The 20,345-nt window shown below is 71.0% G+C and carries 19 protein-coding genes; 11 read left to right on the forward strand and 8 right to left on the reverse strand.

The window, feature by feature from the left end; genetic code table 11:
• The 4 genes from DY218_RS08590 to DY218_RS08605 form a co-directional block, all read left to right on the forward strand.
• The coding region (locus DY218_RS08590) for a dihydrolipoamide acetyltransferase family protein (RefSeq protein WP_233521440.1) at positions 1 to 763 on the forward strand (763 nt) is incomplete at its 5' end.
• Positions 764 to 996: 233 nt separating this feature from the next.
• Complete coding sequence (locus DY218_RS08595) at positions 997 to 2,019, forward strand: DMT family transporter (protein ID WP_128555327.1); 1,023 nt, start codon at positions 997 to 999, stop codon at positions 2,017 to 2,019.
• Positions 2,020 to 2,109: 90 nt separating this feature from the next.
• Positions 2,110 to 2,820 carry a GntR family transcriptional regulator gene (locus tag DY218_RS08600; RefSeq protein WP_128555328.1) on the forward strand — a complete coding sequence of 237 codons (711 nt, stop codon included), beginning with the start codon at positions 2,110 to 2,112 and terminating at the stop codon, positions 2,818 to 2,820.
• Positions 2,817 to 4,121 carry an MFS transporter gene (locus tag DY218_RS08605; RefSeq protein WP_128555329.1) on the forward strand — a complete coding sequence of 435 codons (1,305 nt, stop codon included), beginning with the start codon at positions 2,817 to 2,819 and terminating at the stop codon, positions 4,119 to 4,121. The genes DY218_RS08600 and DY218_RS08605 overlap by 4 nt, the downstream gene beginning before the upstream one ends.
• Before the next feature lie 75 nt (positions 4,122 to 4,196).
• Here DY218_RS08605 and DY218_RS08610 read toward each other — a convergent pair whose 3' ends face one another.
• Entirely contained in the window at positions 4,197 to 5,021 is an 825-nt protein-coding gene (locus tag DY218_RS08610; protein ID WP_128555330.1) for a maleylpyruvate isomerase family mycothiol-dependent enzyme, read from the reverse strand.
• A gap of 171 nt (positions 5,022 to 5,192) precedes the next feature.
• On the opposite strand from DY218_RS08610, the gene DY218_RS08615 reads away from it, so the two are divergent.
• Complete coding sequence (locus DY218_RS08615) at positions 5,193 to 6,008, forward strand: carbon-nitrogen family hydrolase (protein WP_128555331.1); 816 nt, start codon at positions 5,193 to 5,195, stop codon at positions 6,006 to 6,008.
• Between the two features lie 33 nt (positions 6,009 to 6,041).
• Here DY218_RS08615 and DY218_RS08620 read toward each other — a convergent pair whose 3' ends face one another.
• A complete protein-coding gene (locus DY218_RS08620) occupies positions 6,042 to 6,539 on the reverse strand; it encodes an LURP-one-related/scramblase family protein (protein ID WP_128555332.1) in 498 nt (165 codons plus the stop codon).
• A 39-nt stretch (positions 6,540 to 6,578) separates the two neighbouring features.
• Here DY218_RS08620 and DY218_RS08625 point away from each other — a divergent pair, with 39 nt between their 5' ends.
• On the forward strand, positions 6,579 to 8,387 hold the full coding sequence (locus DY218_RS08625; RefSeq protein ID WP_128555333.1) for an NHL domain-containing thioredoxin family protein: 1,809 nt from the start codon (positions 6,579 to 6,581) through the stop codon (positions 8,385 to 8,387).
• A 60-nt stretch (positions 8,388 to 8,447) separates the two neighbouring features.
• Here the strand turns inward: DY218_RS08625 and DY218_RS08630 are convergent, their stop codons facing one another.
• Together DY218_RS08630 and DY218_RS08635 are read right to left on the reverse strand one after the other, a co-directional pair.
• Complete coding sequence (locus tag DY218_RS08630) at positions 8,448 to 9,017, reverse strand: DUF4232 domain-containing protein (RefSeq protein WP_128555334.1); 570 nt, start codon at positions 9,015 to 9,017, stop codon at positions 8,448 to 8,450.
• Between the two features lie 203 nt (positions 9,018 to 9,220).
• Entirely contained in the window at positions 9,221 to 9,829 is a 609-nt protein-coding gene (locus tag DY218_RS08635) for an ArsR/SmtB family transcription factor (RefSeq protein ID WP_128555335.1), read from the reverse strand.
• A gap of 168 nt (positions 9,830 to 9,997) precedes the next feature.
• On the opposite strand from DY218_RS08635, the gene DY218_RS08640 reads away from it, so the two are divergent.
• A complete protein-coding gene (locus DY218_RS08640) occupies positions 9,998 to 10,717 on the forward strand; it encodes a hypothetical protein (RefSeq protein ID WP_128555336.1) in 720 nt (239 codons plus the stop codon).
• Positions 10,718 to 10,879: 162 nt separating this feature from the next.
• Here DY218_RS08640 and DY218_RS08645 read toward each other — a convergent pair whose 3' ends face one another.
• The 3 genes from DY218_RS08645 to DY218_RS08655 form a co-directional block, all read right to left on the reverse strand.
• Complete coding sequence (locus tag DY218_RS08645) at positions 10,880 to 12,172, reverse strand: M18 family aminopeptidase (protein WP_128555337.1); 1,293 nt, start codon at positions 12,170 to 12,172, stop codon at positions 10,880 to 10,882.
• 97 nt (positions 12,173 to 12,269) lie between these two features.
• The gene (locus DY218_RS08650; protein ID WP_199566670.1) at positions 12,270 to 13,610 is read right to left on the reverse strand and encodes an amidohydrolase; all 1,341 of its coding nucleotides are present in this window, start codon (positions 13,608 to 13,610) and stop codon (positions 12,270 to 12,272) included.
• Between the two features lie 262 nt (positions 13,611 to 13,872).
• Entirely contained in the window at positions 13,873 to 15,705 is a 1,833-nt protein-coding gene (locus DY218_RS08655) for an acyl-CoA dehydrogenase (protein ID WP_128555339.1), read from the reverse strand.
• Positions 15,706 to 15,936: 231 nt separating this feature from the next.
• Between DY218_RS08655 and DY218_RS08660 the strand changes: the two genes are divergently transcribed.
• From DY218_RS08660 to DY218_RS08670, 3 genes are all read left to right on the forward strand, one after another.
• Positions 15,937 to 16,410, forward strand: coding sequence for an SseB family protein (locus tag DY218_RS08660; protein ID WP_128555340.1), 474 nt, complete (start codon positions 15,937 to 15,939; stop codon positions 16,408 to 16,410).
• 124 nt (positions 16,411 to 16,534) lie between these two features.
• Positions 16,535 to 17,491, forward strand: a complete 957-nt coding sequence (locus DY218_RS08665) for a pirin family protein (RefSeq protein WP_128555341.1) — start codon at positions 16,535 to 16,537, stop codon at positions 17,489 to 17,491.
• A gap of 261 nt (positions 17,492 to 17,752) precedes the next feature.
• A complete protein-coding gene (locus DY218_RS08670) occupies positions 17,753 to 18,817 on the forward strand; it encodes an AI-2E family transporter (RefSeq protein ID WP_128555342.1) in 1,065 nt (354 codons plus the stop codon).
• Here the strand turns inward: DY218_RS08670 and DY218_RS08675 are convergent.
• Positions 18,775 to 19,677, reverse strand: a complete 903-nt coding sequence (locus DY218_RS08675; protein WP_325051980.1) for a MerR family transcriptional regulator — start codon at positions 19,675 to 19,677, stop codon at positions 18,775 to 18,777. The two genes, DY218_RS08670 and DY218_RS08675, sit on opposite strands and share 43 nt — an antisense overlap.
• A gap of 85 nt (positions 19,678 to 19,762) precedes the next feature.
• On the opposite strand from DY218_RS08675, the gene DY218_RS08680 reads away from it, so the two are divergent.
• The gene (locus DY218_RS08680; protein ID WP_128555343.1) at positions 19,763 to 20,227 is read left to right on the forward strand and encodes a DUF6194 family protein; all 465 of its coding nucleotides are present in this window, start codon (positions 19,763 to 19,765) and stop codon (positions 20,225 to 20,227) included.
• Positions 20,228 to 20,345 lie beyond the last annotated feature (118 nt).

The following is a 20,345-nucleotide window of genomic DNA, read 5'->3' on the forward strand; positions in this document are numbered from 1 at the left end:
ACCGGCCGCCGAGCCTGCGCTCGCCCCGGCCCCCGGCGCGCAGCCCGCCGCCGCCCCCGACGCCCGCGAGACCCGGATCCCGGTCAAGGGCGTACGGAAGGCGACCGCGCAGGCCATGGTCGGCTCCGCCTTCACCGCGCCGCACGTCACCGAGTTCGTGACGGTCGATGTGACGCGGACGATGAAGCTGGTCGAGGAGCTCAAGGGCGACAAGGACATGGCGGGCCTCAGGGTCAATCCGCTGCTCCTGATCGCCAAGGCCCTGCTCGTCGCCATCAAGCGCAACCCGGAGGTGAACGCCGCCTGGGACGAGGCGAATCAGGAGATCGTCCAGAAGCACTACGTGAATCTGGGCATCGCGGCGGCCACCCCGCGCGGCCTGATCGTGCCGAACATCAAGGACGCGCACGACCTGACGCTGCCGCAGCTCGCCGAGGCTCTCGGCGAGCTCGTCTCGACGGCCCGCGAGGGGAAGACGTCGCCGGCCGCGATGCAGAACGGCACGGTGACGATCACCAATGTGGGTGTGTTCGGCGTGGACACCGGGACGCCGATCCTCAACCCGGGTGAGTCCGCGATCCTCGCGGTCGGTGCGATCAAGGCACAGCCCTGGGTGCACAAGGGCAAGGTGAAGCCCCGTCAGGTGACCACGCTCGCGCTGTCCTTCGACCACCGTCTGGTCGACGGCGAACTGGGCTCGAAGGTGCTCGCCGACGTGGCAGCCGTACTCGAGCGCCCGAAGCGGCTCATCACCTGGGCCTGACCGGCACGGCAGCCGGTCCTGACCGGCACGCCGGCCGGGCCTGGCACGGTCCGGGTCGTCCTCCGGTCACGGGGGGCGACCCGGAGTGCGGCCCGCTGTGGATGTTGCCCGCCTCACCATCCGGACACCTCGTACGGGTCCGGTGGCAAGCTGGGAGTCTGTCGTCGATCGCCCGTCCGACGCGGATCGGCGCGACATCCCAGACTGCTCCGCTTCCGAGGTCGTACACGCTCATGCCTGCCGCCACTCCCCACTGGATCCTCCTGGCCGTCTTCTCCGGGGCCCTGATCTCCCTGCAGGCCCGTATCAACGGCGAGCTCGCCACCGCCGTCGGTGACGGTTCGAGCGCGGCCGTCATCTCCTTCGGGTCCGGGCTGCTCGTCCTGGCCATCGGGCTCGCCGTGCTGCGCGGGCCGCGGGCCGGCCTCGGCCGGGTGGTGCGTGATGTGCGGGGCGGGCGGCTCAACCGGTGGCAGCTGCTCGGTGGCTTCGGCGGCGGTGCCTTCGTCCTGTCGCAGGGGATCACGGTGGAGGCGCTCGGCGTCGCACTGTTCACGGTCGCCGTGGTGGCCGGGCAGGTCAGCGGTGGCCTGCTCTTCGACCGGGTGGGGCTCGGGCCCGCGGGCCCGCAGCGGCCGACCCGGCGCCGGGTGCTCGGTGCCGCCCTGGTCCTGGTCGCGGTGGGCCTTTCGATGGCGGACAAGCTGGCCGGGCAGTTCCCGTACTGGATGCTCCTGCTGCCGCTCGCGGCGGGGCTCTGTGTGAGCTGGCAGCAGGCGGTGAACGGCCATGTGCGGATCTCGGCGGACTCCGGCTATACCGCGACGTTCCTCAACTTCCTGACCGGTACGGCCGCCCTGACCGTGGTCGCCGTGGTGCACACGCTGCTCTCCGGCCTTCCGGGTGAGCTGCCCTCGGAGCCGTATCTGTATCTCGGCGGGCTCGTCGGCATCGCCTTCATCTCCATCGCGGTGGTGAGTGTGTCCCGGCTCGGTGTCCTGGTGCTCGGACTGTGCACGATCACCGGGCAGTTGGTGGGCTCGCTCGGCCTCGACCTGTTCCTGCCGCACGGGGACACGGACGTCACCGTCGCGACCGTGGTCGGTGTGGTGGTCGCGCTCGGCGCGGTGGTGCTCGCGGCGGCGGCCGGCGGGCGCGGTGGCAGGGTGGTCGCCGTGTCGACGGGCACGAGCGCCCGTGCCCGTATGCCCGAGGAGGCCCCGGCCCGCATCGAGGTGTCCGACAAGACCCGATGAGCCCCGATAAGCAATGACGAAACGGAGCACGCCGTCCCGGATCGCGGACGGCGTTTTCTGTTGCACCCCTGTTGTATCTATGCTGTGCGCATGCCGCCCGCCCCCGCTCCCACCACCTCGTCCGACGCCCCCTCCCCGACCGCCGCACAGCAGCCCGCCGCGGCCAGGCAGCCGCCCGCCGCCGAGCGCGTCTACCAGCACGTCAAGCAGGGCGTACTCGACCGCCGCTACGAGGGCGGCACCCTGCTCACCGAGGGCGAACTCGCCACCGACGTGGGCGTATCCCGCACCCCCGTGCGGGAGGCGCTGCTCAAGCTGGAGGTCGAGGGCCTGCTGAAGCTGTACCCGAAGAAGGGCGCCCTGGTCCTGCCGGTGTCGGCGCAGGAGATCGCGGACGTGGTGGAGACCCGGATGCTGGTCGAGGAGCACGCGGCCCGCAAGGCCCTGCCCGCCACCCCGCAGCTGATCGCCCGCCTCGAGGAACTCCTCGAGCAGCAGCGCGAGCAGGCCGCGGCCGGCGACCTGGGCGCCGCCGCCGTCACCGACCGCTGCTTCCACGCCGAGATCGTCCGCAGCGGCGGCAACGCCATCCTGTCCCGGCTCTACGACCAGCTGCGCGACCGCCAGTTGCGGATGGGCGTCGCCTTCCTGAACTCGCACCCGGACCGCGTGGAGAAGTCCCTCGTCGAGCACGAGGAGATCCTGCAGGCGCTGCGCGACGGCGACGCGGACGCGGCCGTCGGTGCCGTCCACCGCCACGTCGAGCGCATCTCGCAGCTGGCCAGGGGCGAGGTCCGATGACGTCGTCCGCCACCCTGCCCGGCGATCCACCGGGCGGTCGCAAGGCCGTCGCCGTCTGGTCGATCGGGGTCTCCGTCTACTTCGTGGCGGTGATCTTCCGGACCTCGCTCGGCGTCGCGGGCCTCGACGCGGCCGACCGCTTCGAGGTCAACGCCTCGGCCCTGTCCACCTTCTCCATACTCCAACTGCTCGTCTACGCGGGCATGCAGATACCCGTCGGTCTGCTCGTCGACCGCTTCGGCACCAAGAAGGTCCTCTCGCTCGGCGCGCTCCTCTTCACCCTGGGCCAGCTGAGCTTCGCCCTCTCGCCGAGTTACGGGATGGCCCTGGCCGCGCGTGCCCTGCTCGGCTGCGGCGACGCCATGACGTTCATCAGCGTGCTGCGGCTCGGCAACCGCTGGTTCCCGGCCCGCCGCAGCCCGCTCGTCGCGCAGCTCGCCGGGCTCATCGGGATGGGCGGCAATCTGGTCTCCACCCTGGTGCTCTCCCGGCTGCTCGACGGAATCGGCTGGACGGGAGCCTTCGTCGGCAGCTCCCTCTTCGGAGTGCTCGTACTCGTCCTGACGCTGCTGTTCCTCAAGGACCACCCGGACGGTCACGCGGAGCCCGCGGCGCGGCCCGCCTCGCGCGGCGCACGCTTCGTACGCCGGCAGATCGCCGAGGCCTGGCGGGAACCGGGGACCAGGATGGGCCTGTGGGTGCACTTCACCACGCAGTTCCCGATGATGGTGTTCACCCTGCTGTGGGGGATGCCGTTCCTCGTCGAGGCGCAGCGCCTGTCCCGGGCCACCGCGGGTGAACTCCTCACCCTCACCGTCCTGTCGAGCATGACCATCGGGCTCGTCTACGGACAGATCATCGCCCGGCACCACCGTGCCCGCGCCCCGCTGGCCCTCGGCACCATCGCCACCACGGGCCTGCTGTGGGCCTGCACCCTCGGCTTCCCCGGCGACCGCGCCCCGATGTGGCTGCTCATCATGCTCTGCGCGGTGCTCGGTGCCTGCGGTCCCGCCTCGATGATCGGCTTCGACTTCGCCCGCCCGGCCAATCCGCCGGAGCGTCAGGGCACCGCCTCCGGGATCGTCAACATGGGTGGTTTCACGGCCTCCATGACGATGCTGCTCGCGGTCGGCGTGCTGCTCGACCTGACCGGCGACAACTACCGCATCGCCTTCTCGTCGATCTTCGTCCTGGAGGCCGTCGGGGTCACCCAGATCCTGCGGCTGCGGCTGCACGCCGACCGCCGGGAACGCGAACGCCTGGTGGCGAGCCGGGTCGAGGCCGTGCACGTACCGGCATGAGCGCGGCCCGGGCTCGCCGTCCGCGCGGCGCCCGGGTCCAGCCGTACGTCACGGGTTCACGAGCCGTGCCGTACGTCACGGGGTGATGCTGAACCGTTCCAGGATCGCCCGCGCCAGGTCCTGATCGCCCTCCGCCTTGATCCGGTCCGTGACGGAGCTCAGCTTCACGCGCCCGCAGGCCAGTTTGAAGAACGTCTCCCAGTCCGTGCTGATGGTCACCGCGGGACCGAGCGAGGGAGCGCTGTCGATCGTCCCGCGGCCGTCCGCGTCGATCCGCACCGTCCGCAGGAACTCAAGGGGCCCCTGCACATCGAACACCACGGCCGAATTCGCGGGCGCCGAGGCCCGCTTGGCGACCACCTTCGGCAGATACGTCAGCAGCTCGTCCCGGGTGACCAGGGCGCCCGGCGAATCGAGATTGCCCGGCTTGTTGAGCGTCGTCCGCAGATCCTGCTCGTGCACCCACACGTCGAACGCCCGCCTGCGGGTGGCCGATTCGAGGGTCTCCTCGCTGCCGAGCGGGCCGCGCACCAGCGTCCCCGGGTCCCTCGTCTCGTTCCGCAGCTGCCGCGAGCGGCGGATGATCGTGTACTCCAGCTCCGAGGTCATCTCCGGCGCGGTGTGGTGCCGCCGGATGTCGACCTGCATCTCCATGTAGCGCTGGATCTCGGTCTGTACGTGGTAGAGGTCCCGCGGCAGGGTGTGGATCGGGCGCGGATCGCCGAGCATCTCGCAGTCGAGGCCGATGACATGGGAGACGAGATCGCGCACCGACCAGCCGGGGCACGGAGTCGCCCAGTTCCACTCGCCCTCGGCGAGCGGTGTCACCAGCTCGGATATCGCGGTGACGGAGTGGGTCCAGGCATCGGCATAGGTCTGAAGACTGGGATGGACGGTCACGGGACCCCTCGGACGGTTTCGGACGCGGGCAGAACGGCACTGCGGGGGGTACGGGGGACCCGGGGTGGACCCCCGGAAAGGCACAGTACGCTGCCCCAAGTACCCGTTGCAGTGGTTTCGTGTGACGATCGTAGGCCGTAGTCACGACTCGAATGCCAGGACGGTGGTAGTGTGCGCGCCTCTCTCCTCCAGATCGCCGCAGACCCTCAGGAATCGGTCAATTCCCGTCGGCAGCGGGTGGCTTCACTGGTCCGCGAGCAGGCGGGCGCCGACCTCGTCGTACTGCCTGAGCTGTGGACGACCGGCGCCTTCGCCTACGACGCCTTCGCCACCGAGGCCGAGGAGCTGACCGGCCCGACGTACGAGGCGATGTCCGCCGCCGCGCGCGAGGCCGGAGTCTGGCTGTACGCCGGATCGATCGTGGAGCGCGCGAAGGACGCCACCGGCGAGGAGCGCCTCTACAACACCACGCTCCTCCTCGACCCCGACGGCACCCTCGTCCGCACGTACCGCAAGATCCACCGCTTCGGATTCGACAAGGGCGAGGCCGTCCTGATGGGCGCCGGCACCGAACCGGCCACCGCCGAGCTTCCGGACACCACGATCGGCCTGACCACCTGTTACGACCTGCGCTTCCCCGAGCTGTACCGCCGCCTCACCGACGCCGGCGCCGAGACGCTGGTGGTCGCCGCGGGCTGGCCGGAGCGCCGCCGCGCGCACTGGACCCTGCTCGCCCAGGCGCGCGCGGTCGAGAACCAGGCGTACGTGCTGGCCTGCGGCAGTGCCGGCATACACGCGGACATCGAGCAGGCCGGGCACAGCATCGTCGTGGACCCCTGGGGCGAGGTGCTCGCCGAGGCGGGCTCGGGCGAGGAGGTGCTGTCCGTCGAGTTCGACCCGGCGAAGGTGGCGAAGACCCGCGAGCAGTTCCCGGCCCTCAAGGACCGGCGGCTCGGTCTGGACGCCCCTTCCCACGTGGCGAGTTGAGCCCTGCCGCCAACGGCGCGGGCCGGCCCCGGCTCAGCCGTCGCCCTCCCGTTCCTTCTCCGCCAGCCGGATCACGCAGACCGCGACGGCGATGAGCAGGGCGGGGTCGGCGTCGTCGCGCACCACCTCCACGCCGTAGGTGTCGCGGACCCGCAGCCAGCGCCGCGAGATGTGCGCGAGCATCTCGCCGTCGTACTCGATCACGAACTCGCGGTCCAGGATCCGGCCGCTGACGTCGAGTTCCGTGCCGTCCACGAGGCGTACCCGGAAGTGGTTGCGCAGCAGGGACAGGCGTTTGCGGCGGACCTTGGCGATCTCCTCGTCGCCCCGCTCGATGACCATCGTGTCGCGCACGGACATCAGCTTCTTGCGGATGTCGATCAGGACGTTCCCGTCCCGGTCCTTGAGCTCGAAGGTCTCGCGCAGCCGCATGGCCTTGCCGTCGACGAGGAACACCTTGCGGCCCGCGTCGTCCTCGATCCAGTAGTCGTCGCCGATGCCGAAGATCCGGTCACGTACCAGGAATTTCATGCGGGAATGCGTACCCGCCCCGGGCGGTTGGACGGTGACATGGCGACACGTGCACGCGTTCGGGCTCCCGAACTGGTCGGCCGGGGCGGCTGGCTGAACACCGGCGGACAGGACTACACCCTCGCTGACCTGCGAGGACGCATCGTAGTGGTTGATTTTTGGACGTTTTGCTGTGTGAACTGTCTGCATGTGCTCGACGAGCTCCGCGAGCTCGAGGAGAAGCACCGGGACACCGTGGTGGTCATCGGCGTGCACTCGCCGAAGTTCGTGCACGAGGCCGATCACCGGGCCGTCGTCGACGCGGTCGAGCGGTACGGAGTCGCCCATCCCGTACTGGACGATCCGGACCTGGAGACCTGGAAGCAGTACGCGGTACGGGCCTGGCCCACGCTCGTGGTGATCGACCCGGAGGGGTACATCGTCGCCCAGCACGCCGGCGAGGGGCATGCCCACGCCATCGAAAAGCTGGTCGAGGAGCTGGCGGCGGAGCACTCCGCGAAGGGCACACTGCGCCGCGGGGACGGTCCGTATGTACCGCCCGAGCTGGTCGCCACCGATCTGCGCTTCCCGGGCAAGGCGCTGCAGCTCCCCTCGGGAGGCTTCCTGGTCTCGGACTCGACACGGCATCAGCTGGTGGAGCTCGGGGCGGACGGCGAGAGCGTGGTGCGCCGGGTGGGCAGCGGCCGGCGCGGCTTCGGCGCCGACGAGTTCAGCGAACCGCAGGGCCTGGTACTGCTGCCCGAGGATGCGCCCGGCGGCCTCGGTGGCCGGGTGATCGTCGCGGACACGGTCAATCACGCGCTGCGGGCGTACGACCCGGAGTCCGGCTCCGTCGAGACGGTGGCCGGTACCGGCCGGCAGTGGTGGCAGGGCTCCCCGACCTCCGGCCCGGCCCTCGAGGTGGACCTCTCCTCGCCCTGGGACGTCGCCTGGTTCGACGGTCTGGTGTGGATCGCGATGGCCGGCGTCCACCAGCTGTGGACGTACGACCCGGAGACCGGGACGGTGGCCGTCGCCGCGGGCACCACCAACGAGGGCTTGGTCGACGGGCCCGCGGCCGAGGCCTGGTTCGCCCAGCCGTCCGGGCTCGCGGCGGCCGGAGACCGGCTGTGGATCGCGGACTCCGAGACCTCGGCGCTGCGCTGGATCGACCACGACAGGATCGTGCACACGGCGGTCGGCAGCGGGCTCTTCGACTTCGGGCACCGGGACGGCGAGGCCGGCCAGGCGCTGCTTCAGCATCCGCTCGGGGTCACCGCTCTGCCGGACGGCTCGGTCGCGGTCTCCGACACCTACAACCACGCCCTGCGCCGCTACGACCCGGCGACGGACCGGGTGACCACCCTGGCCACCGATCTGCGCGAGCCGTCGGACGCGGTCCTGGCCGGCACGAACCTGGTGGTCGTGGAGTCGGCCCGGCACCGGCTGACCCGTCTGCGGCTGCCGGAGGAGGCGGTACGCGTCGAGGCGGTCGCCCACCGGACCAGGCGGGACGCCACGGAGGTGGCGCCGGGCGAACTGCAGCTCGATGTGGTCTTCGAGGCGCCGGCTGGGCAGAAGCTCGACACTCGCTACGGCCCTTCGACCCGGCTGCTCGTCTCGGCCACCCCGCCCGAGCTGCTCGCCGAGGGCTCGGGCGCGGGGACCGGTCTGGCACGCGGTCTGCGGCTGAATCCTGCGGTCACCGAAGGGGTGTTGCACGTGTCGGCGATGGCGGCCTCCTGCGACGACGACGGCAGTGAGTACGCGGCCTGCCATATGCACCAGCAGGACTGGGGCGTGCCGGTACGGCTGACCGAGGGGGCGCAGGACCGCCTCGCGCTCGTCCTCGCCGGGCTCGACGCGTGACGCTCGCGCCGGGCTCGACGCGTGATGTGAGCCCGGCGGGGCGTGGCCGCAGGGTCCGGGTCAGCCCAGCGCGTCCTCCACGGTCGGCTGCCAGGGCGTGACGGTCGGCTCGTAGATGAAGAGGTCGTCCACGGCGAGGCTGCGCGGCTTGCCGAAGTCGGTCGTGGAGCCGTCGTCGTTCACCGACTTGACCAGGTCCACGGCGATGTACTGGGCGTGCGGTCGGCCGTCGTCCTGCTGGTCGGCGGGGCTGGTCTGCAGACCCGCGTAGACGGAGTCGCCGGGCCCCACGGTGAACCGGGTGGGGTGGCTGCCGTCGGTGAGGCCGCGGGCGGTGCCGTCGAGGTCGGGGCCGAAGCTGACGGTCGGGTGGATGAGGACGGTGCAGCTGCGCTCGCCGGTGTTGGTGAGGGTGATCAGCTGGTGGTTCACCGGGCGGGGTGCCGGGGCGACGCTCAGATCCGTCATGGCGTTGGTGCAGACGGGGGCCGTGCGGGAGGCCGGGGTCGTCGTCTCGGCCGAGGTGTGGCCGTAGGCGGCGGAGCCGGCGGATGCGAATCCGGTCAGGCCCAGTCCGAGTGCGGCGGTGGCGGCTGCGGTCAGGGTGGCGCGCTTGCGGAAGGTGGTCATCTTCTACCCCCGTGGGGACGTGGTCAGTTCTCTGGTCACTGGTTCTTCAGGTCTTCTTCAGGTCCGGGTTCTGTGGTTGCAGACGTGTGCCGGGTCGCGACCGGTTCCATGCGACTTGCCCGCCAAATAGGGGAATTGTCGGCCCGGTGCACCTGGCGCGGGGCGCGGCTGACGCGGGGCGCGGCCGGGCGGAAGCGGGCAGGTCAGTCGGCCGGTATGCCGAACCAGCGAAGCAGTACGGGGCGGGAGCCCTCCGCGGCGTCCTCGGGGCCGTGGGCGTAACGGGCGAGCAGGATCAGGTACTCGTTGTGGAACGCGTCCAGTTGCTCCTTGGTGAGATGGCTCAGGCTCCGGGAGCCTCGCATCCATCCCTCGGAGCCCGCCTGCTCCGCGTCGAACTGCCGGGCCAGATGGACGTCCTCCTCCATCCGGAGCCGGTCGAGCTCCCGCGCGACGGCCCGCTCCCCCTCGGTCATCTCCTCCTGTGCAGGCCGGCGGATGTCGAGTCCGCGCACGCCGCGCCACCAGCGCTCGCGTCCGCCGGAGCGCTCCGGGATGTCCTCGATGAGCCCGCCGCGCTCGAGCATGCGCAGGTGGTAGCTGAGCGTCCCGGTGTTCTCGCCGAGGTCGGCGGCGAGGGTGGTCGAGGTGGCGGGGCCGCGGACGCCGAGGTGGCGCAGTATCCGCAGGCGCAAGGGGTGGGCCAGGGCCTTGAGCGCCTCGGGGCTGTCCACGGTGCGGCGCCCGTCGGGGGTGGTCGCGGCACCGGCCGGGTCCGGTTGCTGCGCTGCGGTCTGCGGTTCGTCCGTCATGGGCCCAGCGTACCTCGTCGACAGAAATTTCTCTGCAGATCTTCCTCTGCAGAGAAAAGTCTGCAATGCTGTGCGGCAGGACGAACGGCGAGACGAGGGGGTGCGGCCGTGACGAAGGCGGCAGAGCTAGGGAGTGCGGGTGTGCGGAGTGCGGGAAGGAGACCGGGGTTGTGGCGCGGCCTGTGCCGCCGGGTCCTGGGTGTGGTGGTCGGCGCATTGCTGGTGGGTGTCGCCTGCGTGGCCGGGCCCGCGCAGGCGCGCGGCGGCGCGGAGGGCGGCGCATCCGCCCCGGAGTTCGACTTCGGCGCCTGCCCGGCGAGAGCGGAGCTTCCCGCGGGCGCCGACCCAGGGACCTGGCGCTGCGAAGTCATGGAGGCCACCGGCCATTTGAAGGTCGGCAGTGTGGACGAGCCGATCGACCGCCCGATCCGGATCACCTTCGCCGAGGGGCGGGTAGGCGGCGAATTCCGGCAGGTCTTCGGGGAGTTGAGATCCGACCCGATCCCGGTCGGCGGCTCTCCGCTCACGCTGACCCCGCAGTACGGCGGGTATGCGGACTTCGAGTCGGACTCGATACGGCGTGGTGAGCTGGACCTGAAGTTCGCGGTGGGGCTGCGCGGAGTGCCCACGGCCGGGCAGCACTGCGCGGTCGGCAGCGACCGGGACGCGGTCCACCTGGTCCTCCAGGACACCGACCCCACGCGGGTCGTCTCCGAGGATCCGCTCGTGGTCGCCTTCGGCGCCGAGGACGTACGGTTCGCCGTCCCGCGCACGAGTGGCTGCGGCCCTCTCCGAGGGCTGCTCGACCGGCAGCTCGCCCTGCCGTCCCCGTCCGGGGTGAATCACATATCCCTGGACGCGATGGTGGGCATCAGGCCCTACGAGTGACGGGGCCGCGCCTCTCCGGCGGCCGTGGCCCCGGGATGAAGTGCCCCGGGACCACGGGGAGTTGAGGGATACGGCCGAGGCCGCCGGGCGTCGCCTCGCGCCGCCCGGTCAGGTCTCCGAGCTCGCGCCGCCCGGACGTTCTCCGAGGCTTGCGCCGCCCGGTCAGCTCTCCAGGAAGGAGGCGAGGGCGTTGGTCAGCAGGACGGGGTCCTCGGCGCCGCACATCTCGCGGGCGCTGTGCATCGACAGGATCGCCACGCCGATGTCGACGGTCTTGATGCCGTGCCGGGCGGCGGTGATCGGGCCGATCGTGGTGCCGCAGGGCATCGCGTTGTTGGAGACGAAGGACTGGAAGCTCACCCCGGCCCGCTCGCACGCGGCGGCGAACACGGCTCGTCCCGAACCGTCCGTGGCGTAGCGGTTGTTGACGTTGACCTTGAGGATCGGCCCGCCGTTGATCCTCGGGTGATGGGTCGGGTCGTGCCGCTCCGCGTAGTTGGGGTGCACGGCGTGACCGGTGTCGGAGGACAGGCACACCGTCCCGGCGAAGGCCCGTGCTCGGTCCTCGTAGGAGCCGCCGCGGGCGAAGACGGACCGTTCGAGGATGCCGCCGAGCAGCGGGCCGTCGGCGCCGGTGTCGGACTGCGAGCCGTTCTCCTCGTGGTCGAAGGCCGCGAGCACCGGGATGAAGTCGAGCGCGTCGCTCGCCGTGGCCGCGAGGGCGGCGGCGCCGGCGTGTACGGAGAGGAGGTTGTCCATCCGGGGACCTGCGACGAATTCGTTGTCGCGGCCGAGATAGGAGGGAGGTTCCACCGAGTGCGTCATCAGGTCCCAGCCGGTGACCTCACCCGCGGCGAGCCCGAGTTCCTGCTCCAGGAACCGGACCAGATCGCCCTCGTGGGCGTCGCCGAGGCCCCAGACGGGCTGCAGATGCCGCTGCTTGTCGAGCTTGAGACCGTCGGTGTGCACGCTGCGGTCGAGGTGGATGGCGAGCTGCGGCACCCGGAGCAGGGGACGGTCCACGTTCACCAGGCGGGTGGTGCCGTCGCGCAGGGTGAGGCGTCCGGACAGGCCCAGGTCGCGGTCGAGCCAGGAGTTGAGCAGCGGTCCGCCGTAGATCTCGACGGCGACCTGCCGCCAGCCGTGCGAGCCGCTGTCCGGGATGGGCTTCACCCGCAGATTGGGGGAGTCGGTGTGCGCGCCGACGATCTTGAACGGCGTGTGGGAGACCGCGCCCTCGGGCACGTACCAGGCGATCAGGGCCCCGCCACGCAGCACGTACTTGCCGCCCGTCGACGCGTCCCAGGAGTCGGTCTCCGCGACTTCCTCGAAGCCGGCCTTCTCGAGCCGCGCGGCCGCGTTCGCCACCGCGTGGTAGGGGGACGGGCTCGCGGCCAGGAAGGCCATCAGGTCGTCGGTTTGTCCGCGGTCGAAGCGGGCGTGCGGTCTGTTCATGCACTCACTGTATCGACGGGCGCGGGCCCGCCTCCCCGGGCGGAGAAGCGGGCCCGTACACGGACCGGCGGGGCGCTGTGGAGCGGTGCGCGATCTGCTACTGGAGCTCGCCGTCACTGGCGACGACATGGCCCGCGTGCACGACCAGGTCCCGCTGCGGCATGTCGACCACCACCTGCGGGGTGCCCTCGGCGCGCAGCAGGACGAAGTCCGCCGGGTCGCCCTTCTTGAACTCGGAGCGTCCGATGCCGAGCAGGTCCGCGCCGCCGTGTGCGGCCACGGTGTAGCAGTCGGTCAGCTCCTGGTCGAGGCGGACGTCGGTGACCCAGCCGAGGATGTGGGTGCGGTGCAGCATGTCCGCGTTGCCGAAGGGGCTCCAGGAGTCGCGCACACCGTCCGAGCCCAGGCCGACCTTGACGCCGTGCTCGTGCAGCTGCGTGATGGGCAGCACAAGGGACTCGTTCGGTGCGACGGTCGTCACCGTGATGCCGAGGTCACCCAACTGGGCTGCGGTGCGGGCGAGTTCGGACTCGGAGAGCCTGGTGAGGCAGAAGGCGTGGCTGACGTTCACCTTGCCGCGCAGGCCGAGGGCGCGGGTGCGGTCGATGATGGCGTCGAGGACCTTGGTGCCGTTCTCGTCCCGGTCGTGCAGGTGGATGTCGACGCCGATGCCGTGCCGGTCGGCGAGGCCGAAGACGATGTCGAGCTGCTCGTCGAGTGCGTTGTCGAAGCTGATGGGGTCGAGGCCGCCGACGAAGTCGACGTAGCCGGTGCGGGCCGCTTCCTCGAGGAGTTCCGCGGTGCCGGGGGTGCGGACGACGCCGTGCTGGGGGAAGGCCACGATCTCCACGTCGAGGGCGTGCTTCAGGCGGCGGGCGGCCTCATGGACGCCTTCGACGCCGGCCAGGTCGTACGCGGGGGCGATGTCGGCGTGCGCGCGCATGCCGCGGGTGCCGCGGGTGACGGCGTGGGCCATCAGGCCGTGGGCGCGTTCGGCGACGGAGCGGTCCTGGCTCTTGAAGAGCTCGACGTCCTGCTCGACGTAGTCGGCGATGCCGGAGGCCGGTTTTCGGGACACCCACTCGCCGCCCCAGGTCGTCTTGTCCGGGTGGATGTGGGCGTCGACCAGCGAGGGCAGCGCGACCCGGCCGCCGCCGTCCACGACCTTCGCGCCGGCGGGCGCGGGTCCATTCGCGATGCGGCCGTCGACGGTGACCAGGTCCACGGCCTTCTTCGCGCCGAAGGGGCGCACGTTGCGGTAGACGACGGACTTGGCGCCGCGGGTGTCGCGGTCGGTGCCGGCGCCCGGTCGGCGGTCCCCAGAGGTGGTGTCCCCGGAGGTGGTGGCCGCGGCGGTCGCGGCACTGGCCGCGGTCGCGGACACGGCGGCGGTGCCGGCGAGGGCGGCGGCACCGGCGATGACACCGCGCCGGGACATCCGGTGCGACGGCGGCTGGGGGGAGGCGTCACTCACTGAGGGCTCCTGGAGGTGGGGGCGAGGAGTTCATCATTTTTGTATCCCAAATCTCGACCTCCCGACAACCGTAACCACCTATTCATGTGCAGTTCCGGGTGTGAATCGAGGTGACGTTCGTCATTTTGGTATCCGAAAATGGTCGCCGTGCAGGCATGCAAAGACCCCCGCCAAGCAAAGACCCCCGCGGCACAGGCCGCGGGGGTCTCGGTGGAGCGGGTCTCTGCTAGAACGCCGCCTCGTCCAGCTCCATCAGCTCGAGGTCGACGCCTTCGGCCAGCGAACGCTGGACGCCGACGCCGGGCAGGATGTTGGCCGCGAAGAACTTCGCCGCCGCGATCTTGCCGGTGTAGAAGGCCTTGTCCTTGGCGTTGGCGCCGGCCAGCTTCTCGGCGGCGACGGCGGCACCGCGCAGCAGCAGGTAGCCGACGACCACGTCACCGGAGGCGAGCAGCAGCCGGGTGGAGTTGAGGCCGACCTTGTAGATCGACTTCACGTCCTTCTCGGTGGCCGCGAGGTCCGTCAGCATGGTGCCGACGATGGCCTCCAGGTCCACGGCGGCCTTGGCGAGCGACTCGCGGGCGGCCGAGAGCTCCTCGCCACCGGTGTTGACGGCCAGGAACTTCTTGATGTCCTCGGCCAGCGAGTTCAGCGCGGCGCCCTGGTTGCGGACGATCTTCCGGAAGAAGAAGTCCTGCCCCTGGATCGCCGTGGTGCCCTCGTACAGCGTGTCGATCTTGGCGTCCCGGATGTACTGCTCGATCGGGTACTCCTGCAGGAAGCCGGAGCCGCCGAAGGTCTGCAGCGACTGGGCGAGCTGCTCGTAGCCCTTCTCGGAGCCGTAGCCCTTGACGATCGGCAGGAGCAGGTCGTTCAGTGCCTCGAGCTGTGCGGTGTCCTCGCCCGCGGCTTCCTTGACCGCGATCTCGTCCTGGACCGAGGCGGTGTGCAGGACCAGGGCGCGCATGCCCTCCGCGTACGCCTTCTGCGTCATGAGCGAGCGCCGGACGTCCGGGTGGTGCGTGATGGTGACCTTGGGCGCGGACTTGTCCATGAAGTTCGCCAGGTCGGGGCCCTGGACGCGCTCCTTGGCGTACTCGAGGGCGTTCAGATAGCCCGTCGAGAGGGTGGAGATCGCCTTCGTGCCGACCATCATCCGGGCGAACTCGATGATGCGGAACATCTGGCGGATGCCCTCGTGCTTGTCGCCGATCAGCCAGCCGACGGCGGGCTGGTCGGGCTGGTCGCCGAAGGTCATCTCGCAGGTGTTGGAGGCCTTGAGGCCCATCTTGTGCTCGACGTTGGTGGCGTAGACGCCGTTGCGCTCGCCGAGCTCGCCGGTCTCGAAGTCGAAGTGGTACTTCGGGACCAGGAAGAGGGACAGGCCCTTGGTGCCGGGGCCGGCGCCCTCGGGGCGGGCGAGGACGTAGTGGAGGATGTTCTCCTCCATGTCGTGCTCACCGGACGTGATGAAGCGCTTGACGCCCTCGATGTGCCAGGAGCCGTCCGCCTGCTCGACGGCCTTGGCGCGGCCGGCACCGACGTCCGAGCCGGCGTCCGGCTCGGTGAGGACCATGGTGGAGCCCCAGGTCTTCTCGACGGCGATCTCGGCGATCTTCTTCTGGACCTCGTTGCCCTCCTCGAAGAGGATGCGGGCGAACGCGGGGCCCGAGGAGTACATCCAGATCGCCGGGTTGGCGCCCAGGATCAGCTCGGCGTACGCCCAGATCAGGGACGGCGGAGCGGTGGTGCCGCCGATCTCCTCGGGCAGCCCGAGCCGCCAGTACTCGGAGTCCATGAACGCCTTGTAGCTCTTCTTGAAGGACTCGGGCACCGGTGCGGTGTTGGTCTCCGGGTCGAAGACCGGAGGATTGCGGTCGGCGTCGGCGAACGACTCCGCCAGCTCGTTCTCGGCCAGGCGGGTCAGCTCGGACAGGACGCTCTTCGCAGTGTCGGTGTCCATCTCCGCGAACGGTCCGCTGCCGTACAGCTTGTCGCGACCGAGCACCTCGAAGAGGTTGAACTCGATGTCCCGGAGGTTCGACTTGTAGTGCCCCATGGCGACGGCTCCAAAAGACTTTTTGTAAGGAGGCAGGGTCCTCGTTCACGTACCAGGTAGTAGCTACAATGATGCTACCCGTCGGTAATAAGAGCAACCCCTAACCCCACATCTGTGATCTGTCTCCCCTCGCGGGAGGACCCCGGCGCTTTCGCTCGCCGAGTCCCGACCTTGGCCGAGCTTGGGGGGAAGCGGACGGGAACGCCCCCTGCACTCAGTAGTCTTGGCCGCATGTACGGCTACGACCAGAACGCGGGCGCCCAGCAGGGTTACGGCTCGCCCCAGCCCCCGCCGCAGCAGGCGCCCGGCGGGTACGGCCAGCAGGCGCCGCTGTATCCGGAGCCGTCGCAGCCCACGCTCGCGGACGCCGTGCGGGCCTTCACCACGGGCTCGCTCTCCGCCGAGGACTTCCAGCAGGTCTTCGCCGGCTCCAAGGTCTACTGCCCGCGGGGTGAGAACCCGGGCTTCCTGGCGCTGCACAACACCCAGCAGCCGGTGATCCCGATGTTCACCTCGCTCAAGGAGCTGCGCTCCTACGCGGGCAAGGACTCCAAGTACTTCGTGATCACCGGCGCCGAGGTGATCGACCTGCTTCCCACCGGGTACGGCTTCGTGCTCGACATGGAGGGGGAGCACCGCATGGTCTTCGACGCGAAGGCCGTCGAGCAGATGGTCGACTTCGCGATGCGGCGCATGTACGGGTGACCGCGCGGCGGTCGTGTGCAGGTTCGACGGACGCCCGGGAGGAATTCCTCCCGGGCGTCCGTCGTTGCTGGGTGGCAAGAAGTTCTATGTTCAACTAAACTCGGATCGCGAGGAGGTACCGACCATGCCTGCAGTAACCGTCGAGAACCCGCTGACCCTGCCCCGCGTCGCGGCGCCCCAGGATGCCGTGGCCCGCCCGGTGCTCGCCGTCACGACCGCTCCCAGCGGTTTCGAGGGCGAGGGCTTCCCGGTGCGCCGTGCCTTCGCGGGCATCAACTACCAGCACCTCGACCCGTTCATCATGATGGACCAGATGGGCGAGGTGGAGTACGCGGCGGGGGAGCCGAAGGGCACCCCGTGGCACCCGCACCGCGGCTTCGAGACGGTGACGTACCTGATCGACGGCACCTTCGTGCACCAGGACTCCAACGGTGGCGGCGGCACCATCCGCAACGGCGACACCCAGTGGATGACGGCCGGCTCCGGCCTGCTGCACATCGAGGCCCCGCCGGAGTCCCTGGTGATGTCCGGCGGCCTCTTCCACGGACTGCAGCTGTGGGTGAACCTGCCGAAGGCCGACAAGATGATGGACCCGCGCTACCAGGACATCCGCGGCGGCCAGGTCCAGCTCCTCACCTCGCCCGACGGCGGCGCACTGCTCCGGGTCATCGCCGGTGAGCTGGACGGCCACCAGGGCCCCGGCATCACGCACACCCCGATCACGATGGTGCACGCCACGATCCGCCCCGGTGCCGAGGTCACCCTGCCGTGGCGGGAGGACTTCAACGGTCTGGCGTACGTCCTGGCCGGGCGCGGCTCGGTCGGCTCCGAGCGGCGGCCGGTGCAGCTCGGCCAGACCGCGGTCTTCGGATCCGGCGGTTCGCTGACCGTACGGGCCGACGAGAAGCAGGACGGCCACACGCCCGACCTCGAGGTCGTCCTGCTCGGCGGCCGCCCGATCCGGGAACCGATGGCGCACTACGGGCCGTTCGTGATGAACACCCGCGAGGAGCTGCAGCAGGCCTTCGAGGACTTCCAGAAGGGCCGGCTCGGCACGGTCCCGGCCGTGCACGGGATGTAGTCCCGGCCGTGCACGGGATGTAGGACCATGCGGCGCCGCCGCATCGAACCCCAAGACCGCCGGGGTGCCCCATTTCCCCCGAGGGGCATCCCGGCTCTTTCCCGTCCGGGCCCGTCCGGTCTTTCCCGTCCGGGCCCGTCCGGCGCCCGGCTCCCCCGTCACCGGCCGGACAGCGGGAGAGCCCCCGGCCGGCCATCGGCAGGTCACCCGGCCGGACAGCGTGAGGGCGACGCGGACCGGTGCCCGTGATCGGCTTGGCGTGTGCGGACCTCACTGCTGCCGGAACCGGCCCGGCGCCTCGGCGCCTGGTGCGCCCTCGCGCTGCTCGTCACCGGTGTGGCGGCGGTGGGCGTCTGGCTCTGCATCACCTTCCAGACCGCCGTCACCCCCGTACTGCTCGCGCTGCTCGGTACGGCCCTGCTCGGACCGCTGCACCGAAGGCTGGTCGCCTGGCGGCTCAACCCCTCGCTCGCGGCCGGACTCACCTGCGCCGCCGTCCTGATCGTCGTAGGCGGGGCGACGTACATCGTGGTGAACGCCCTGATCGAGACCGGCGACCAGATCGTCGCCTCGGTCCGTGACGCGGCGAAGTCGCTCGCCGATCATCTCGGCGCGGCCGGCACCTCCGTCGACGATCTGGCGAAGAACTCCAAGGACCTGCTCTCCAAGTTCGGCGGAACCGCCGCGTCCGGTGTGATCAGCGGGATCAGCGTGGTCGGGCAGGTGATCGCGATGGCGGTGCTGGCGCTGCTCCTGATGTTCTTCTTCCTGCGGGACGCGGACAAGGCGGTGCGCGCCCTGCACGGCTTCATGCCGGGCAGCCGCGGTGTGCGGCTCGAGGCCATGGGGCGCCGGGCCTTCGAAGCCATCGAGGGCTTCATGCGCGGGACGACGTTCATCGCCCTGATCGACGCGCTCTGCATCACGGTCGGTCTGCTGATCCTGCGGGTGCCGGGTGCGGTCGGGCTCGGGGCCCTGGTGTTCGTCGGCGCGTACATCCCGTATCTCGGGGCGTTCATCTCGGGTGCGGTGGCGGTGCTTGTGGCGCTCGCGGACCGCGGTTTCGTGATCGCGCTCTGGGCGCTCGGGGTGGTCCTCGCGGTGCAGGTGCTGGAGGGGCACGTCCTCCAGCCGATGATCCAGAGCCGTACGGTGCAGATGCATCCCGCGGTCGTGATGCTGGCGATCACGGCGGGTGCGTCGGTCGCCGGCATTCTCGGCATGCTCCTGGCGGTCCCGCTGACGGCCGCCGTCTTCGGGATCGTCTCGGAGATCCGCAAGCACTACTCGGCGGGACGCCCGGCCCCCGCGGAACCGCCGCCCTGACCCGCACCCTCCTGCCGGCCCTCCCCCGCCGCGTCCTCGATCAGTTCCGCCAGGTCGGAGCCCGCGCGCAGCAGGGCCACACTCCGTACGGCGAGCTGTTCGAGCCGGCGGGCGAGGACGCGGTGCGCGTCCTCGAGGCCGCCGGGTCCGCCGAGGGTGCCCAGGAGTTCGCGCACCTCGGGGATGCCGTGACCGGCCGCGCGCAGCGCCGCGACCAGGCGGGCCTGCCGCACCGCCGCGACTCCGTAGCGGCGGGCGCGCAGCGAGGTCACCCGCTCCGGGGCCACCAGCCGCTCCTGCTCCCAGAACCGCAGGGTGGACGGCCGCACCCGCAGGGCGTCCGCGAGCTGGGTGATCGTCATGGTGTCGTCGCGCCGTTCGCGTGCGGGCGTGCGGTCGGTCCCGTCAGTACGGGCCCCGTCGGTACGGGCCCCTTCCGTAGGTGCCTCGTCCGTGCGCGCCTCGTCCGTGCGGGCCTCGTCGCGGATCGCGTGCAGGGCCTCCCGCGCATGCAGCGCGTCCGCCCGCTCCCGCGCGATGCCCGAGTGCAGCTCGCCGATGGCGGCCGCGGCCTCGGTGAGTGGTGCGGTACGCAGCCGGGCCAGCAGCCGGCGGGCCGGTACGGGGCCGACGGCCGTGGCGAGCGCGCGGTAGGCGCGCAGCGCACGTGTGTGCGCCGGGGTGTAGGCGCGGGAGCGGGCGGGAGCACGCCGAGCCGCTCCAGGTCGCGCACCTGCTGTACCGAATAGCCGGAGGCCGCCGCGACATCCCGGGTACGCAGCGGACCCCGGACGCCCGCATTGTCGGCTCCGGTCGCCTCCGCCCCACGTCCCGTACGCCCGTCCATCCCGAAACCCCACAGAAGCACTTGAAGTCGATGCTTGAACCATGAGTATCCACAGGAACGACGACGCCGGGCACGGCACCGGCTCCGAGGACTCGGTGATGGACCGGATCGTCCGCGCGGTCCGCGGCTTCGACGGCGCTCTGGTCACCCTCCCCGCCCCCGGCAGCGAGTACCCCGAACTGGCCTGGGGCGACGCCTTCTTCTCCTACGCACCCGACGGCCGCCTCCCGCAGCACACCCAGCCGTACGGGACGATCGTCACCAAGAACTACCCCGGTGACACCTCGTCCGACCTGGACCGCCCGGGCCGGTTCCGGGTCAACATCCACGTCGGGCGCCAGGCGCTGCGCGAGCTCGTCGGCGAGCAGCCGGACGGGGACGGCGCCGAGCCCGCCGTGGATCCCGCGGCCGCCGACACGATCGGGCCGCACCCCGTGTACGCGGCCCAGGGCTGGATCGCCGTGGTCGCCCCGGGCCCCCGCACCCTCGACACCGTCCTGCGCCTCCTCGCCGAGGCCCACGACGCGGCCCGCACCCGCCACGAACGCCGCGGCGCACGCTAGGACACCTAGGTCCTGTCCGGCGGACCTTCGCGGGCTCGCGGCGCCTGGCACGCTCCCCCAGCCTCCGGCCGGGGGGACCCCCAGAGCACGCACCTGGGGGCACCTCCCGGCCGGAGGC

Source organism: Streptomyces triticagri (assembly GCF_003429565.1).
Classification (GTDB): Bacteria; Actinomycetota; Actinomycetes; order Streptomycetales; family Streptomycetaceae; genus Streptomyces; species Streptomyces triticagri.

What these genes read in the sequence shown, in the direction of transcription:
- DY218_RS08680 (WP_128555343.1), top strand. Translation starts at nt 19,763, where the DNA reads ATGGACCGGATCGTCCGCGCGGTCCGCGGCTTCGACGGCGCTCTGGTC.
- DY218_RS08635 (WP_128555335.1), bottom strand. Translation starts at nt 9,829, where the DNA reads ATGACGGACGAACCGCAGACCGCAGCGCAGCAACCGGACCCGGCCGGT.
- DY218_RS08655 (WP_128555339.1), bottom strand. Translation starts at nt 15,705, where the DNA reads ATGGGGCACTACAAGTCGAACCTCCGGGACATCGAGTTCAACCTCTTC.
- DY218_RS08625 (WP_128555333.1), top strand. Translation starts at nt 6,579, where the DNA reads ATGGCGACACGTGCACGCGTTCGGGCTCCCGAACTGGTCGGCCGGGGC.
- DY218_RS08595 (WP_128555327.1), top strand. Translation starts at nt 997, where the DNA reads ATGCCTGCCGCCACTCCCCACTGGATCCTCCTGGCCGTCTTCTCCGGG.
- DY218_RS08660 (WP_128555340.1), top strand. Translation starts at nt 15,937, where the DNA reads ATGTACGGCTACGACCAGAACGCGGGCGCCCAGCAGGGTTACGGCTCG.
- DY218_RS08630 (WP_128555334.1), bottom strand. Translation starts at nt 9,017, where the DNA reads ATGACCACCTTCCGCAAGCGCGCCACCCTGACCGCAGCCGCCACCGCC.
- DY218_RS08605 (WP_128555329.1), top strand. Translation starts at nt 2,817, where the DNA reads ATGACGTCGTCCGCCACCCTGCCCGGCGATCCACCGGGCGGTCGCAAG.
- DY218_RS08665 (WP_128555341.1), top strand. Translation starts at nt 16,535, where the DNA reads ATGCCTGCAGTAACCGTCGAGAACCCGCTGACCCTGCCCCGCGTCGCG.
- DY218_RS08620 (WP_128555332.1), bottom strand. Translation starts at nt 6,539, where the DNA reads ATGAAATTCCTGGTACGTGACCGGATCTTCGGCATCGGCGACGACTAC.
- DY218_RS08600 (WP_128555328.1), top strand. Translation starts at nt 2,110, where the DNA reads ATGCCGCCCGCCCCCGCTCCCACCACCTCGTCCGACGCCCCCTCCCCG.
- DY218_RS08650 (WP_199566670.1), bottom strand. Translation starts at nt 13,610, where the DNA reads ATGTCCCGGCGCGGTGTCATCGCCGGTGCCGCCGCCCTCGCCGGCACC.
- DY218_RS08645 (WP_128555337.1), bottom strand. Translation starts at nt 12,172, where the DNA reads ATGAACAGACCGCACGCCCGCTTCGACCGCGGACAAACCGACGACCTG.